This window comes from Novosphingobium acidiphilum DSM 19966 (assembly GCF_000429005.1).
In the GTDB taxonomy this organism is placed as follows: domain Bacteria; phylum Pseudomonadota; class Alphaproteobacteria; order Sphingomonadales; family Sphingomonadaceae; genus Novosphingobium; species Novosphingobium acidiphilum.
In genome coordinates, this window is record NZ_AUBA01000001.1 from 168,898 (window position 1) to 185,222 (window position 16,325).

A 16,325-nucleotide genomic window follows, 5' to 3' on the forward strand; every position below is an offset into this window, starting at 1 on the left:
GATCAATCGAGCGTGGCCAGAAAAGCCTCGGCACTGGTCACGTATTCCGCCCGTTTGTCATCGCTCATCCGGCGCCACGTGGCATAAGGTTGCGCCAGACGCGGATTGCGCGACAGGCGTTCGGTGTTGCGATCGAGGAAATGCCAGTACAGCGCGTTGAACGGGCAGGCGTCGGGTCCGGTTTTCAGCTTCACGTTGTACTGGCAGCCTTTGCAGTAATCGCTCATCCGCGAAATATAGGCGCCGCTAGCCGCATAGGGCTTTGACGCCAGGCGTCCGCCATCGGCGTGCAGTGCCATCCCCGCCACATTGGGCAATTCGACCCATTCATAGGCATCGGCATAGACCGCCAGGAACCATGCCGCGACCTGTTGCGGATCCAGCCCGGCAATCAGCGCGAAATTGCCCATGATCATCAACCGCTGGATGTGGTGCGCATAGGCATTGTCGCGCGTGGCGCGCACCGTCTGCGCGATGCAGCGCATCCGGGTTTCCCCGGTCCACCAGAAATCGGGCAGATCGCGCGTTGCATCCAGCGCATTGGCTGTGGCCAGATCGGGCATCATCAGCCAGTACATGCCCCGGATATATTCGCGCCAGCCGATCACCTGCCGCACAAACCCTTCGGCGGCGGCCAAGGGTGCGTCGCCGCGGCGATAGGCGGCCTCAACCTTGCGGCACACCTCGACCGGATCGAGCAACCCCAGGTTAAGCGCGGGCGCAACCAGCGCGTGAAACATCGTGTCATGGTCGGCCAGCATGGCATCCTGCCAGCGCCCGAAATCCGCCAGCCGCGTGGCGATGAAATGATCGAGCAGACGCATGGCGTCGGCACGCGTGACCGGCCAGCCGAACCGCTCAAGGCTGCCGAAATGGTTGCCGAACCGGCTGCGCACCAGCGCAATCACGTCCTGGGTTACCGCATCGGGCGCAAAGTGCAGCGGTGCAGGCGGGGTCAGGCCGGCTTCGGGGCCGGAGCGGTTGTCGGCGTCAAAGTTCCAGCGTCCGCCCTCGGGCTGATCGCCCTGCATCAGCAGGCCGGTCTGGCGCCGCATATCGCGATAGAACCATTCCATGCGCAATTCGCGCCGCCCCTGCGCCCAGGCCATGAAGTCGGGCAAGGCGCAGACGAAGCGGGTGTCGGGCATGACCCGCACCGGAACGCCCAGCACACCGGCCCAGCCATCGAACATCTGGCGCACCCGCCATTCGCCCGGTTCGGTCACCTCCACGCCGCGCGCGCCGTGGCGCTGCACCGCGCGCTGCACTTCGCCGGTGAACGACCCGGTGTTGTCGGGATCGTCAAGCGCGACATAATCGACCTGCCACCCCTGCGCGCGCAGATCTTCGGCAAAATGGCGCATGGCCGACAGGATCAGCGCGATCTTGGCCTGATGGTGGCGCACATAGGTCGTCTCGTCCGCCACTTCCATCATCAGCACGACGGTATCGTTGCGGCTGCGATCGGCCAGGCTGGACAAGGCGGGCGACAATTGATCGCCAAGGACGGGGACAAGGACGGGGCCGGTTTTCATGCTGTTCCATCGCGCCGTGGCGCGCGATGGGCAACCTGTCTTTCGTGCCGTTATTGCCCGGCGTCGATCAGCGCCTGAATGCGGTGCTCGAACGCTTCGCGCGCCGGTTCTTCGGGCCCGGCATCGGCGCGGGCGTAATCGGCGTTGGACGCGATCACCAGATGGCGCCGCGGATCGATGAAGATGCTCTGGCCGAAGATACCGCGCGCCGCAAACGTACCATCGGCAAAGGTCCACCATTGGAAACCGTAGCCGTGGCCAGGCTCACCGATATTTTGCTGCCTGGCGGTGGCTTGCGCAAACCAGTCGGCCGGAACGATTGCCTGGCCATTGGCGACACCCTTGTTCAGCACCAGCAGGCCCATGCGCGCAAAATCGCGCGTGCGCGCCTGCAGGCAGCACCCGGCAATTTCGTGCCCGGTCTTGTCGAGCAGCCAGGTTGCTTCGCCTTCCATCCCGGCGGGCTGCCAGATCTTTTCCGACAGGTATTGCGCCAGCGGCTTGTGCACGGCCGACGATACCAGCACACCGATCAGATTGGTTTCGCCGGTGCTGTAATGCCACACCGTGCCGGCCGGGTGCGCGCGCGGCAGCTTGCGCATATAGCTGACCGTGGCATCGACCCCGGGATCGGGCTGCGCCGGGTTGAACCGCGAAACGTCGGAATTGGGGTCTTCGTAATCCTCGTTCCAGCGCACGCCTGACGTCATCGTCAGAAGCTGGCGGATCGACACATCGTCATAGGCCGAACCGCGCAGATCGGGGATATACCGGCTGACTTTGTCGTTCAGGCTGTGGATCGCGCCATCGGCAATCGCCGCGCCGACCAGCGTCGAGGTGAATGATTTGGCCACCGAAAAGCTGGTCCAGCGACCGGTGGGGCCAAAGCCCAGGCCATAACGTTCCAGCCGGACTTTGCCGTCCTGCACGATCACCAGCCCGGCGGCATGCTGCTGTTCCATGAACTGGTCGATGCCTGGTACCACCAGCGGCTTGCCCGCGGGCAACGGCAGCGGATGGGTCGAGGCGGGTATCCTTGCCGCCCGCGCCAGCACCGGCAGGCGGTCCATCGCGCGGAATGCGGCGTCGCGCGTCGGGCGCGACCAGGCCAGCACATCGGCATTGGTGGGCAGATGCGCAAGCAGTCCGCGCGTTTCGGCATCCTGGCTGGCATACCAGCCCGCACCTGCCAGCACCACTGCCAAGGGCAGGCCCAGGACCCATGGTCTGCGCTTCACGCCGTTTGCCCCCATTGCGACCCATGGCCGGATATTATTGATCGAACAGCTTCTTGCGCAAGTAGGTCATGGTCAGCGCGGTCACTTTGGCCGATTGCTTGATATCGGCGCCCGAGCCGTGCCCGCCTTCGGTGTTTTCATAGAAGTAAAACGGCAGGTGGTATTCCTCCATCCGTGCGGCGAATTTGCGCGCATGCTGGGGCCCAACCCGGTCATCCTTGGTCGTGGTGAAAATGAACGGCTCGGGATAAACGGTATCCGGCTTGAGCGCCTGATAGGGCGATGTCTTCTGCCAGAACGCCATGACCGCAGGGTCTGCATTCACATCGCCATATTCGCCCTGCCACGAGGCACCGGCTGCAATCTTGGCAATGCGGATCATGTCGAGCAGCGGGACCTGGATCACCACCGCGTTCCACAATTCGGGGTGCTGGGTGAATTGCACCCCCATCAGCAGCCCGCCGTTTGATCCGCCCTCGATCCCCAGCCGGCGCGCAGAGGTGATCTTGCGCGCGATCAGATCGCGCGCCACGCTGGCGAAATCGTCGTAGATGATCTGGCGTTTGGCCCCAAGGCCCGCATCGTGCCATTTGGGGCCGAATTCACCGCCGCCGCGGATGTTGGCCAGCACATAGGCACCGCCCTGTTCCAGCCACAGCTTGCCGATCGCGGCCGAATAACCCGGGGTTTCGCTGACCCCGAAACCGCCATAGGCATAAAGCAGCGTCGGCGTGGTCCCGTCGTAGGCGATGTCTTTGCGATGGACCACAAAATAGGGGACGCGGGTGCCATCGCTCGACACCGCCGACAATTGTTCCACCACATCGCGCGAAGCGTCGAACTTGGCCGGCAGCGCCTTGATTGCCTCGGCGCGGGCCTGCCCGGCATCAAGCAGCATAAGCGTCGACGGCGTCAAAAATCCCGAGGCCGTGGCAAATGCCTGATCCGAGGTCAGGCTGGTCGATCCCAGCGCAATGTTCAGATCCGGCGCCAGCGGCAGCCGGGTGCGGGTCCAGCGGCCTTCGCCAGCCGGGGCATAACTCCAGGCGACGCTGCGCACATTGTCGAGCGTGTTGACCAGCAGGCGATCGCGTGTTGCGGCAAGGCCGTCCAACGCCTCGGTCGGTCCCGGGGCCCAGATCAGCACGGGGGCTTTGACATCGCCGGTGGCAACGCGCGCCAGCGGCAATGACACCAGCGCCCCGGCACCATAGGCTGGCCCGGCAGCAGGCCAGGCTTCGTCCAGCTGCACCACCACGTTGCCGGAAACCAGCGCGGAAATTGTGGATTTCAGCGGCAGCGCCAGCCGTTTTGGCCCGGTCGGCGCAATCACCCAGGTTTCCTGGTGAAACGTGTCGAGCGGGCGTTCGACCAGTTCCAGCCGGTGGCCCTGGCCATCGACCGCAACCACCGGGCTGACGCCGTAACCGCCGTCATCCTTGGTGCCGCGATAGACTTCAACCGCCTGCGCCAGCGCCTGCCCGCGCGCCAGCCGCTTGACGATATAGGGGTATCCCGACGATGTCAGATCGCCCGCAGACCATTCGGTGGCGATCAGCAGGTGATCGGCGTCTTCCCAGGCCACGCGATGCTTGCCACGCGGCAAATGAAACCCGTTCGCCACAAATTGTCCGGTCGACAGGTCGAATTCGCGCAATTCCTCGGCATCTTCGCCGCCGTCGGAAAGCCCCACCAGGCACAGCCGCTGATCGGGCTCCAGGCAGTTCAATCCGCGATAGACCCAGGATTTGCCTTCCGTTTTGCCCAGCGCGTCGAAATCCAGCACCGTTGTCCAGTGCGGGTCGGCCAGGCGATAATCGTCAAGCGTGGTCTTGCGCAGCACGCCGCGCAGATGCTGCGCATCGGTCCAGAAATTGTAGATCTGGCCATTCAGCTGCTGCGGCGCGGGGATGCGGTCCTTGGCGCCGGCCAGCGCGAGCGCCTGCGCATAGATCGCGGCATAGCGCGGATCGGCAGTCAACGCGGCCTCGGTGGTGGCGTTGTGCGCAGCGACCCAGGCGGTGGCGCGTGGGGACGCAACGTCTTCCAGCCAAAGGTACGGATCGGCAGGGGTGGATTGCGCCAATGCGAGGGCCGGCGCGCTTGCCGCCAAAATCGCGGCGAAACCTGAAATTTTCATTGCACCCCCGTAAGGTAAGGAGGGTTTCAGCGTAACCCTGCGCCGTTGGCCCGTCAACGACCCCCGGCCCGGCGCATCGGCATGGCATCGATGATCTGCTGCAGCCGCCGCGCCGTCACCGGATGACGGGTGCGCAGCGCGACATGGCCGTCCTTGCCGATCAGCAGCACCTGAAACACTCGCAGGTTCAGGCTGAAACGCTGGCGCAGCGCGCGCGCACCGTCGGCTGCGCCCGTCACCCGCGCGCCGGCCAAATCAACCACCGTAATGTCGCGCGCATCGGCCCGTGACCCCCAGTGCACAATCGCGGCCCGTTGCCGCGCTGCGTCCGCATTGTCGGCCGGCGCGGCGATCAGCACGATCCGCCGGTGCCAGCGCAGCGCATCGATCGTCGGGCTGGCCGCATGGGCCGCGCCATGCAGGGCCAGCGCGGCGACAAGGGCAAGCCTGCGGCTCATACGAAACTGTACGGATCGATATCGACTGCCACGCGCACGCCAGGGGGAAATTTCAGCGTGCCCAACCAGTCGCGCAGCACGCTTTGCAGATCGCTTGACCGCCGTGCGATGATCAGCAGGCGATAGCGATATCGGCCGCGCAACAATGCCAGCGGCGCGGGTGCGGGGCCCAGGATGGCCACGCCCTCCAGATTGGGCCGGGTGCCGCCGATGGCGCGCGCCGCCTCTTTTGCTTCGGCTTCGTCCTCGCTTGACACGATGATCGCGGCCCAGCGACCAAACGGCGGCGCACCCGCATCGCGCCGCGCCTCGGTCTCGGCGGCATAGAACGCATCGCGGTCGCCACTGGCCAGTGCGGCAATCACCGCGGCGTCGGGGTGGCGTGTCTGCAGCAGGACTTCGCCCGGCTTTTCACCGCGTCCGGCGCGACCCGACACTTGCGCGATCTGCTGATACGTGCGCTCGGCCGCGCGCAGATCGCCGCCTTCCAGGCCCATGTCGGCATCGATGACGCCGACCAGCGTCAGATCGGGAAAATGAAACCCCTTGGTCACCAGTTGGGTGCCGACGATCACATCGACCCCGCCACCCGAGACCAGTTCGACGAATTGCGCGGCCTTGTCCGGGCTGTTGAGCGTGTCCGACGTGGCCACAAACACCCGTGCCTCGGGCAGGATCTGCGCCAGTTCGTCGGCGATGCGTTCCACACCCGGGCCACAGGCAACCATGCAATCGGGCTCGTTGCATTCGGGGCACGCCGCCGGCGGGGGCACTTCATGCCCGCAATGGTGGCACGCCAGCCGCTGCGACAGGCGGTGTTCGACCAGCCAGGCCGAACAGTTGGGGCAGCAAAAGCGATAGCCACAGCCGCGGCACAGCGTCAGCGGGGCATAGCCGCGGCGGTTGAGAAACAGCAGGCTCTGTTCGCCGCGTTCGGCGCGTTCTTTCAGGGCCTTGACCAGCGGCGGGGCGATCCAGGTGCCACGTTCGGGCTGTTCGGTCCGCAGATCGACAATGCGGATATCGGGCATCAGCGCGCCGCCAAACCGGTCGGGCAGGATCAGCCGTTCATACCGCCCGGCATCGGCCATCGCCAGGCTTTCGAGCGCGGGCGTCGCGCTGGCCAACACGACCGGGATGGCTTCGAACCGGGCGCGCATCACCGCCACGTCGCGCGCGTTGTAGCGCACGCCATCGTCCTGTTTGAACGCGATCTCGTGCGCTTCGTCGACCACGATCATGCCCAGATCGGCAAACGGCAGGAACAGCGCCGATCGTGCGCCTACCACCACTTTGGCCCCGCCCAGCGCAACCTGGCGCCAGGCGCGCCGCCGTTCCGAGGCCTTCAGGCCCGAATGCCAGGCCACCGGGGCGGCGCCAAAGCGCGCCTCGAACCGGGCGAGAAAGTTCTGCGTCAGCGCGATTTCGGGCAGCAGCACCAGCACCTGGCGGCCGATCGCCAGCGCGGCGGCAATCGCCTCGGCATAGACTTCTGTCTTGCCCGACCCGGTTACCCCGTCGAGCAGAAACGGCGCAAAGTGGCGTGCGCGTACCGCATCGATGATCCGGTCGGCGGCCGCCTGCTGCCCCGGGTTCAGATCGGGCACGGCATGATCAGGATCGGGCAACGGATAGGCGCGATCGCTGTCGACCCGCACCGCTTCGAGCAGGCCTGCGGTCACCATGCCGCGCAGCACCGCATCGGACACGCCGGCAAATGCGGCCAGTTCGCGAATCGTCGCCTGTTCGCCGGCCAGGCGTTCCAGTGCTTGCGCGCGCTGCGGGGTCAGGCGGCCCGGTTCGGCGCCGGTCAGGCGATATTCGGTAATCGTTCCGCCGCCCTGCAATGCAGCGTTGCTCGACAACGCCATGCGCGCGACCGAGGCCATCGGCGACAGGTAATAATCGGCGGTCCATTCGATCAGCCGCCGCAACGGGGCGGGCACCGGCGGCACCGGCAGCACCTGCAACAGCGGGCGCAGCCTGGCCAGCGGATAGTCATCGCCGGGCAAGCGCCCGTCATCCCACACGATGCCGACGATCTGGCGCGGACCAAGCGGCGCCAGCACCACGCTGCCCGGTTGGACCTGCGCCCCTGCGGGCACGCGATAATCGAGCACTTCAAGCCCGGGATTGAACACCAGACAGCGACAACGGCTAGCAGAAGAGGTCTTGGCGGCGTTCATGTTTGGCGGGATATAGGCGGCTGCGCGGGGCGCGGCCAGCCCCGCACCGACGGAGGTGGTTGATGAATTGTCTGCGGGCATCGCGGCGTGCCGTCGTGGGGGGTATGGCAGCGCTGCTGGCGTCGTGCGCGACACTGCCGCCGTTGAGCGTCGATGAAGCGGTGCGCCGGTTGCTGCGCCGGGCAACTCTGCGCGCGCTGGCGCGGCTGGAGCAGCCGGGCGGGGCCTGGGACACATTCGTCGCCGGGCTGGACCTGGATTCAGGGTTGGGGCCTGCGGGGATCGTGCTGAAGCGCGCATTGATGTCGGCCGAATTTCGCCGGCGGCTGGATCAGTGGCTGCGCCCTGTGGCAGACCGTGCGGTGCACGCCGCCGCCCCGCGCCTGGCCGCAGCGATCCGGACGCTGGGCATTGCCAATGCGCGCGCGGTCCTGGCCGGTGGCCCGCGGGCCGCCACGCAACTGCTGCGCAGCGACATGGGCCCGGCCGTGATCGAGGCCATGTTTCCCGAATTCAAAGACGCGCTGCACAGGCTGGACGACCCGGTACTGGGCCCGGCGATCCGGCTGCTGGCAGAGCTTGGCGTGGAGACCCTGGCGCGCAAGCTGGCCCATCATGCCGACGATGCGGTGTGGGGCGCAATCGGCGATGAAGAAGCCGCGATCCGCGCGGACCCTGCTGCGGGCGGGGATCCGCAACTGGCGGGCATGCTGGCGCAGCGGTAAATGGCGCACAGGGGGTTTGCCCCGGGTCGCGCAATGCCTATAGGGCGGGCAAATCCCCAGATATCAGGACGCCCATGCTATGAAATTTTTCGTCGACACCGCCGATACCGCCGAAATCGCCGATCTGGCTGCCACCGGGCTGCTTGATGGCGTGACGACCAACCCCACGCTGATCGCCAAGGCCGGCCGCGACTTTCTGGAAGTGACCGCCGAGATCTGCAAACTGACCGACGGGCCGGTCAGCGCCGAAGTGGTTGCGCTGGATCACGCCGGCATGCTGCGCGAGGCCGAAATTCTGCGCAAGATCGCCGACAACGTCTGCATCAAGGTGCCGCTGACGATCGACGGGCTGAAGACGTGCAAGGCGCTGACCGGCGAAGGCACGATGGTCAATGTCACGCTGTGCTTTTCGGCGGCGCAGGCGCTGCTTGCGGCCAAGGCCGGGGCCACCTTTGTTTCGCCGTTTGTCGGCCGTCACGATGACAACGGCTTTGACGGCATGGCGTTGATCGATGATATCCGCCTGATCTACGACAACTACGACTATCGCACGCAGATCCTGGTCGCGTCGATCCGCCACGGCATCCACGTGCTTGAATCCGCGCGTATCGGCGCCGATGTGATCACCGCGCCGCCGGCGGTGATCAAGGGCCTGTTCCGCCATGTCCTGACCGAAAAGGGCATCGAAGGGTTTCTTGCGGATTGGGCCAAGACGGGGCAGAGCATTGGCTGAGCCAAGCCCGATCCAAGGATGAACCACTCCTTTGCGTGACACGTCGCCCCTCGATCAGTTTCGCGCCGTGCTGGCCGGCGCGGCGCGGGCGCTTGCCGAAGAGCCCGAGATCGAAGTTGCCTGGACGGCCGATGCCGCCGGGCAGTCGGGCACCGCGCTGCGCGTGCCGATGCCACCGCGCGCATTGCCTGCGGTGCAGGTGGCAGAGGCGCGCGGCGCGGCCGATTCGATGGCGCTGAAACTGCGTCTGCACAATGCCGCGCTGCACCAGGCGCGTGCGCCGGGCGAACCGGTGGCGCGCGCGGTTTATGATGCAATCGAACAGGTGCGGTACGAGGCGCAAGGGTCCGATGGCTATGCCGGGATTCGCGGCAATATCGCCGCGGCGACCGACCAGCGCCTGTTGAGCGATCCGATCGCGCGCGCAGCCCGCGCCGAAGACGTGCCGCTGCAGACCGCGGTGTCGCTGCTGCTGCGCGAGGCGCTGACCGGCGAGCCGGTGCCCGAAAGCGCGCGGCTGGGCACCGACATGGTGCGCAGCTGGGTTTCCGCAAAGGCCGGCGATGATTTTTCGGCGCTGGCCGCGGTGATTGGGGATCAGAAGGCATTTCAGCAGCTTGCGCTCGATATGCTGGGCCATCTGGAGCTGACGCTGCCGACCGATGCCCCACCCTCGGACACCGAGGACAACGAGGGCGAGGATCAGGACGACGGCGAAGATCAGCCCGACGAAAGCCCCGATTCGGCCGACCAGTCGCCCAGCGAAATGGCCGGCGAGACCAGCGAAGGCGGCGAGGACGGCGACCAGGAACAGGACCCCAACGAGATCGAGGACAGCGCCGATGCCGATATCGCCGACGATGGCGATGAAGGCATGCTGCCCACCCGGCCCAACCGGCCGTGGACAGATCTGCCCGACGGCTTTGACTACAAGGCCTATACCGAAAGCTATGACGAGGTCATTGCCGCCACCGATCTGTGCGACGAGGAAGAGCTGACACGCCTGCGCGCCTATCTCGATGCGCAGATGAAGGGCTTGCAATCGGTTGTCACGCGGCTGGCCAACCGGTTGCAGCGCCGGCTGATGGCGCAGCAGAACCGGTCGTGGGATTTCGACCAGGAAGAGGGCATTGTCGACGCGGCGCGGCTGGCGCGCGTGGTGATCAGCCCGGGGCATTCGCTGTCCTACAAGATCGAACGCGATGTCGAATTCAAGGACACCGTGGTCACGCTGCTGATCGACAATTCGGGTTCGATGCGCGGCCGGCCGATCTCGATTGCGGCGATCAGCGCCGATATTCTGGCACGCACGCTCGAACGCTGCGGGGTCAAGACCGAAGTGCTGGGCTTTACCACCCGCGCGTGGAAGGGCGGCCAGTCGCGCGAATCATGGCTGGTCAGCGGAAAGCCGGCAAACCCCGGCCGGCTTAACGATCTGCGCCACATCGTTTACAAAAAGGCCGATGAACCCTGGCGCCGCGCGCGCAAGAACCTGGGCCTGATGATGCGCGAAGGCCTGTTGAAGGAAAACATCGACGGCGAAGCCTTGCTGTGGGCGCACACCCGCCTGCTGGCCCGCCCCGAAGACCGCCGCATCCTGATGGTCATTTCCGACGGTGCGCCGGTTGATGATTCGACGCTGTCGGTCAACAGCGCGGGCTATCTCGAGCAGCACCTGCGCAAAGTGATCGACTGGATCGAAAAGCAGTCGCCGGTGCAGCTTGTGGCGATCGGCATCGGCCACGATGTCACGCGCTATTACCGCCGCGCGGTGACGATCATGGATGTCGAACAATTGGGCGGGACGATTGTCGAACAACTGGCGGATCTGTTCGACGACGATTGACGCCGGTATCGCGACCGCTACGAAGAGATGTCTTCGACGGGTGGGGTGCAAGTTATGAAAATGCGCGTGGTTCTGCCGTTGGCGGCGATTTGCCTGGCCCATCCTGCCGAGGCCGCGCCGCTTTTGGCCAACGAAACCGAATTGCATATCGAGACGCACGGCGAGGTTAAGGCAATTTCGGCCACGCTGTCGCAGACGGTGCATGTTGCCAAACGGGGCAAGGACTATTGCGACAAAGAGGTTGCGGAGAAAGTGGCCGAGGTCAAAGCCCAGCTGCGCACGGCCGGCTTGCCCGATGCCGCGATTGCGGTTGTCGCGCAGCCCTGCACCGACACGGGCAAGATCGATGTCCGGTTCAACAGCTTTGATCCCGATGCGATGGTCCTGCCCAATCTTCCGCAAACCACCGATCCCGAGGAACTGGCGCGGCGCGCCGATGCGAAACGGCGCGCGGCATTGCCCTTGTACCATTCGCAGGTCACCGTGACTGCGCGGGTTGACGATATGAACACCATGGGTGCGGTTGCGGTGGCGTTCAACATGCCGTTTGGCAACGGTTCGGGTGCTACGCGCGTGTTTCAATACGCAAAGCCGTATGAACTGGACCGCATGGCCTATGTCGATGCACTGGCCAAGGCACGCGCCAGTGCCGACACGATCGCGCTGGCGATGGGCGCGCATGTGGTGCGGATTGCGCGGGTTTCCAACCACGCCGCGCCGCTGGCGCTGGACGAAGCGGTCAAATTTTTTGCCAACATGGCCCAGCAGCCCGGCCGGGGATTGCCCTCGGTCATCGAGGGCACTTACATCGTGTCGCTGGCGGTCGATTACGTGGTCAGTCCGAACTGAACCGGTGGTGCCGCGATGATGCCCGCATCCGGACGGTCGGGCAGAAAGGCGATTGATCGTGTCTGCATCCCGGTCTGTCTCTGATGCCGTGGCCAGCCGGCGGTCGATCCGGCGTTTCCTGCCCGAGCCGGTCGACCCGGCGGTGCTGCGCGGCGTGCTGAAAATGGCCCAAAATGCGCCCTCGGGCGGCAATGTACAGCCGTGGCATGCGCATGTGCTGACCGGCGAACCGCTGGCCCGGCTGTTCGATGCGGTGGCCGCGGTGCTGCCGCAGGGGCGTGCCGCGCATGCGCCCGAATATGCGGTCTATCCGCCCGAACTGTCGGGGCGTTATGCCGAACGGCGGTCGGGCGTGGGTGAGGCAATGTATGCAGCGCTGAACATCGCGCGCGAGGACAAGATCGGCCGGCTGGTGCAATTTGCCGCCAATTTCCGCGCGTTCGAGGCGCCGGTGCTGATGCTGGTGCACATGCCGCGCACGATGGGCCCGCCGCAATGGTCGGACACCGGCATGTGGCTGCAGACGGTGATGCTGCTGCTGCGCGAGGCGGGGCTTGATTCGTGCGCCCAGGAAGCCTGGGCGATATACCAGCGACAGATCCGTGCGGTGGTGCCGATCCCCGATGATCACGTGTTTTTCTGCGGGCTGGCAATCGGGCATCGCGATGCCGAAGCGCCGATCAACCGGTTTGCGGTGGCGCGCGCACCGCTCGACGAGGTGGTCACCTGGGTGGGATTTGCCTGACCGCGCAACACGAACGGGCGCGTGACCATCGGCCGGGCGTCGGGTGCACCTTGACGCCCCCGACAGGTCCGGGGCAAGGCCGCACCATGACCGATCACAGCCCCCTTGTCCTGTTCAACAGCCTGACCCGCCAGCCAGAGCCGTTCGTGCCCGTTCATGCCGGAGAGGCGCGGGTCTACAGCTGCGGCCCGACCGTCTACAACTATCCCCATATCGGCAACATGCGCGCCTATGTCTTTGCCGACGTGCTGGGGCGCACGCTGTCGTATAAGGGCTATGCGCTGACGCATGTCATCAATATTACCGATGTCGGCCACCTGACCGACGATGCCGACGCGGGCCAGGACAAGATGGAGGCCGCTGCCGCCGCGCGTGCGCAATCGATCTGGGACATCGCGCGCCATTATACGCAGGCCTATTGGGACGATATCGCCGCGCTGAACATCCGAACGCCCGCGCATTGGTCGATCGCCACCGAGTATGTGCCGCAGATGATCGCCTTTGCCCAAACGATCGCGGCCAGGCACTGCTACGAACTGCCCAGCGGGCTCTATTTCGATATCGCCTCGGTCGCCGATTACGGATTGCTGGCGCGCGCGCATACTGAAGAGGGCGCGGGCCGCATCGACGAGGTCGAGGGCAAGCGCCACGCGGCCGACTTTGCCATATGGCGCAAGACGCCCGCGGGCGAAACGCGGCAGATGGAATGGGATTCGCCGTGGGGCCGGGGCGCGCCCGGATGGCATCTGGAGTGTTCGGTGATGTCGGGCGCGCTGCTCGGGTTTCCGTTCGATATCCACACCGGCGGGATCGACCATCGCGAAATCCACCATCCCAACGAAATTGCGCAAAATCAGGCGTTTTGCTGCACCGGGGGGCTGGCCGATCCCGCCAGTTCGGGCGCGCGGGTGTGGATGCACAACAATTTCCTGGTCGATCGCACCGGCAAGATGTCGAAAAGTTCGGGCGAATTCCTGCGTCTGCCGTTGCTGATCGATCGCGGCTATCACCCGCTGGCCTATCGCCTGATGTGCCTGCAGGCACATTACCGCAGCGAACTGGAATTTTCGTGGGACGGCCTTGGCGCAAGCCTGACGCGGCTGAAACGGCTGGTCATGGCGGTGGCGCAATTGCGCGATCGCGCCGGGCAGGGGGCGGATCAGCCTGGCCCGCGCTTTGCCGAGGCGTTGGCGCGGTTTGACGCGGCCATCAGCGATGATCTGAACACCCCGGTCGCGCTGACCGTGCTCGATGAGGTGGTGGCGATGAAAAAGGTCGATCCCGCGGAAAAGCTGGCCGCGATCGGTGTGATCGACGCGGTGCTGGGGCTGGGCCTGCTGACGCTGAACCGGATCGATCTGCGGCTGCGGCCCAAGGCGGCAACGATTGACGAAGCAGCGATCGCCACAGTGCTCGACGCGCGCCGTGCCGCGCGCGCCGACAAGGATTTTGCCCGGTCCGACGCGCTTCGCGACGACCTGTCAGCCGCGGGCGTCGAGGTCATGGATGGCGATCCGCTGGGCTGGGACTGGCGCCCAACCGCGGCAACACCCGCAACAGGAGCAACCGCATGATCGAAACAGGCAACAAGACCGTCGTCGTGGTCAATGCCATGGTGGCTCCGCTGCTGGCCGGACGCGTGCCTGAATGGGTCGATTTGCGCGCCTTTTCCAGCACCGAGGAATTGCATGAACTGGCTCCGCAGGCCGAAATCGGCTGGTTTGACCTGTACAAGGTGGCCGCGATGGCCGGTGCGATCGGTGCGGCAACGCGGTTGCGTTGGCTCAACTCGATCTATGCCGGGGTCGACAGCTTTCCGCTCGACGTGCTGGCCGCGCGCGGCGTGACGCTGACCAACGGCACAGGGATCAATGCGATCACGATCGCCGAATACGTGGTGATGGGCATGCTGACGATGGCCAAGGGCTATGCCGAGGTCGTGCGCGCGCAGGATCGGCAGGAATGGCTGATCGATTCGCCCGGCAAACAGGAATTGTGCGGCAGCCGCGCGCTGATCCTGGGCGCGGGCGAGATCGGCGGGCGCGTGGCGCGCATGCTGGAAGCGTTCGAGGTCGAGATTGCCACGGTGCGCCGCCGTCCGGCACCAGGCTGCATCGGGCCGCAGGAATGGCGCGCGCGGCTGGCTGAATTTGACTGGGTCATCATCGCCGTGCCCGCCACCGCCGATACCGCAGGCCTGATCGGGGCTGCGGAAATCGCCGCAATGAAGCCGGGGGCGGCGCTGGTCAATGTGGCGCGCGGCAGCGTGATCGATCAGGATGCGCTGATCGCCGCGCTGAATTCGGGGCATCTGGGCGGGGCGTTCCTCGATGTCTGCACGCCCGAACCGCTGCCACCGGGGCACGCGTTGTGGACCACGCGCAACGCCCATGTCACGATGCATCTGTCGGGCCGCGCGCAAAGCCGGATGTTTGCGCGTGCGGCCGACCGGTTTCTGACCAATCTCGATCGCTGGCATCGCGGCGAACCGGTGGCGCCGCAAGTTGACCTGACCGCAGGTTATTGATCGAGCAACAGCGCGCTGACCTCGACCTCGGCTGAGGGGTGGGGCAGCACGGTGTGGTGGAACCGGGTCACGGTGATCTCGGCGATCAGCGCGCCCTGAACCGCGATCGCGTCATCGCCGATTGCGATGGTCAGGGCCTCGGCCGCGTGCACGGCGTCGTTGCCGTCGAACCGCAGCACGAACGTATGGCGCGATCCGCTGAACGTGGCGCTTGACCATTGTGTTTCGCCGTGGCGCACCAGCCGCGCCAGCGGCCCGGCGCAATCGAACAGCGCCTGGGCCAGGCGTTGACCCGAGGTGATCCGTGGGCGGTGGCCGGCGTGGCGGGCAGGTGGGCGGGTGTTTTCGGTGTTGCGCCACATCGTCGAGTTCCGATCTGCAATGTTCATGAAATGTTCCACCTGTGATTGCCGGGTGGCCTGGCATCTGCGCCACTGGTCCCAAAAGGTTGGATCGCGCGGGCCGACGATCGCAGGCACAGGCCGGCCCATGCCGAACGCGAACGCGCACATGCGAAATTGGCGGAGCCGCTGCCACATCGGGGTATCCTTTCGATTCGGTCTAAGATTTTTCCTATATTGACGTGATATTTCTTGTGGTCTAGGATAAATCCTTCGAATTTGGGGTAAGGATATGCCAACCATGCCGATCGCCGGCACCGCCGATGCTGATGCCCGCGCGCGCCTGATGGAGCTGGCGCGGGGGCGGGGGGTCAGCCTGTCCGCGCTGTCGGCGCTGATCGGGCGCAACGCCGCCTATTTGCAGCAATTCGTGCGCAAGGGATCACCGCGCAAGCTTGAGGAAAACGATCGCCGCACGCTGGCGATGTTTTTCGGGGTCGATGAAGCGCAGCTGGGGGCGCCCGAGGCGGCGGGTGGGGCGGGCCCTGCGGCGCACGCGCCCGCAACGCGCAATCCCTGGGTGGATATTCCCCGGCTGGCGCTGGGCGCGTCGGCGGGTCCGGGCGCGCTGGCGGGCGATGAACAGGCGCAAGACCGGTTGCGCTTCAGCCAGCGCTGGCTGCGCACGCTGGGGCTCGATCCGGCGCACCTTTCGGTGATCGAGGTGGCGGGCGACTCGATGGAGCCGACCTTGCGCGATGGTGATGAGATTCTGGTCGACCGGTCGATCGGACCGTGGCGTGATGGCATCCATGTGGTGCGGATCGATGATGTGCTGCTGGTAAAACGGTTGGAACAGGGTGCGGCAGGCACAGTCCGCGTGATCAGCGACAACCCCGCCTATGCCAATACCGACCGCGCGCGCCAGGACGTGGTGGTGGTGGGCAGGGTGGTGTGGAAAGGCGGCCGGATCTGAAAGGGTTGCGCTTCGTGCATTGGCGC

14 protein-coding genes are annotated in these 16,325 nt (G+C 65.7%); 8 read left to right on the forward strand and 6 right to left on the reverse strand.

Annotation, left to right across the window (positions count from 1 at the left end; genetic code table 11):
- Nucleotides 1-2 precede the first annotated feature (2 nt).
- Genes G404_RS0100875 through G404_RS0100895 form a run of 5 tightly spaced genes read right to left on the reverse strand, consistent with a single transcriptional unit; the run spans nt 3 to nt 7,557 of the window.
- Nucleotides 3-1,535 (reverse strand): cryptochrome/photolyase family protein, encoded by a 1,533-nt coding sequence (locus G404_RS0100875; protein ID WP_028639404.1) that lies wholly within the window; start codon nt 1,533-1,535, stop codon nt 3-5.
- 50 nt (nt 1,536-1,585) lie between these two features.
- Nucleotides 1,586-2,773: a serine hydrolase domain-containing protein gene (locus G404_RS0100880; RefSeq protein ID WP_028639405.1), complete on the reverse strand. Its 1,188-nt coding sequence runs from the start codon at nt 2,771-2,773 to the stop codon at nt 1,586-1,588.
- Between the two features lie 34 nt (nt 2,774-2,807).
- The gene (locus G404_RS0100885) at nt 2,808-4,913 is read right to left on the reverse strand and encodes a prolyl oligopeptidase family serine peptidase (protein WP_028639406.1); all 2,106 of its coding nucleotides are present in this window, start codon (nt 4,911-4,913) and stop codon (nt 2,808-2,810) included.
- A 53-nt stretch (nt 4,914-4,966) separates the two neighbouring features.
- Nucleotides 4,967-5,371 carry a DUF4174 domain-containing protein gene (locus G404_RS0100890; protein WP_051280006.1) on the reverse strand — a complete coding sequence of 135 codons (405 nt, stop codon included), beginning with the start codon at nt 5,369-5,371 and terminating at the stop codon, nt 4,967-4,969.
- A complete protein-coding gene (locus G404_RS0100895) occupies nt 5,368-7,557 on the reverse strand; it encodes a primosomal protein N' (RefSeq protein ID WP_028639408.1) in 2,190 nt (729 codons plus the stop codon). The genes G404_RS0100890 and G404_RS0100895 overlap by 4 nt, the downstream gene beginning before the upstream one ends.
- 104 nt (nt 7,558-7,661) lie before the next feature.
- Here G404_RS0100895 and G404_RS0100900 point away from each other — a divergent pair, with 104 nt between their 5' ends.
- The 7 genes from G404_RS0100900 (at nt 7,662) to G404_RS0100930 (ending at nt 14,982) form a co-directional block, all read left to right on the forward strand.
- On the forward strand, nt 7,662-8,282 hold the full coding sequence (locus G404_RS0100900; protein ID WP_245584338.1) for a DUF4197 family protein: 621 nt from the start codon (nt 7,662-7,664) through the stop codon (nt 8,280-8,282).
- A gap of 79 nt (nt 8,283-8,361) precedes the next feature.
- Nucleotides 8,362-9,015: a fructose-6-phosphate aldolase gene (fsa, locus tag G404_RS0100905; RefSeq protein ID WP_028639410.1), complete on the forward strand. Its 654-nt coding sequence runs from the start codon at nt 8,362-8,364 to the stop codon at nt 9,013-9,015.
- A 31-nt stretch (nt 9,016-9,046) separates the two neighbouring features.
- On the forward strand, nt 9,047-10,861 hold the full coding sequence (gene cobT / locus G404_RS0100910) for a cobaltochelatase subunit CobT (RefSeq protein ID WP_028639411.1): 1,815 nt from the start codon (nt 9,047-9,049) through the stop codon (nt 10,859-10,861).
- Between the two features lie 66 nt (nt 10,862-10,927).
- Nucleotides 10,928-11,710: an SIMPL domain-containing protein gene (locus G404_RS0100915; RefSeq protein ID WP_169719664.1), complete on the forward strand. Its 783-nt coding sequence runs from the start codon at nt 10,928-10,930 to the stop codon at nt 11,708-11,710.
- Between the two features lie 88 nt (nt 11,711-11,798).
- Nucleotides 11,799-12,455 (forward strand): nitroreductase, encoded by a 657-nt coding sequence (locus G404_RS0100920; RefSeq protein WP_245584327.1) that lies wholly within the window; start codon nt 11,799-11,801, stop codon nt 12,453-12,455.
- Between the two features lie 86 nt (nt 12,456-12,541).
- Nucleotides 12,542-14,029 carry a cysteine--tRNA ligase gene (gene cysS, locus G404_RS17630; protein WP_051280007.1) on the forward strand — a complete coding sequence of 496 codons (1,488 nt, stop codon included), beginning with the start codon at nt 12,542-12,544 and terminating at the stop codon, nt 14,027-14,029.
- Nucleotides 14,026-14,982 (forward strand): D-2-hydroxyacid dehydrogenase, encoded by a 957-nt coding sequence (locus G404_RS0100930; RefSeq protein ID WP_028639414.1) that lies wholly within the window; start codon nt 14,026-14,028, stop codon nt 14,980-14,982. The genes cysS and G404_RS0100930 overlap by 4 nt, the downstream gene beginning before the upstream one ends.
- Here G404_RS0100930 and G404_RS19710 read toward each other — a convergent pair.
- Complete coding sequence (locus G404_RS19710; protein WP_156906143.1) at nt 14,976-15,371, reverse strand: hypothetical protein; 396 nt, start codon at nt 15,369-15,371, stop codon at nt 14,976-14,978. The genes G404_RS0100930 and G404_RS19710 overlap by 7 nt on opposite strands.
- Nucleotides 15,372-15,624: 253 nt before the next feature.
- On the opposite strand from G404_RS19710, the gene G404_RS0100940 reads away from it, so the two are divergent.
- On the forward strand, nt 15,625-16,299 hold the full coding sequence (locus tag G404_RS0100940) for a S24 family peptidase (RefSeq protein ID WP_028639415.1): 675 nt from the start codon (nt 15,625-15,627) through the stop codon (nt 16,297-16,299).
- The last annotated feature ends 26 nt before the right edge of the window (nt 16,300-16,325 follow it).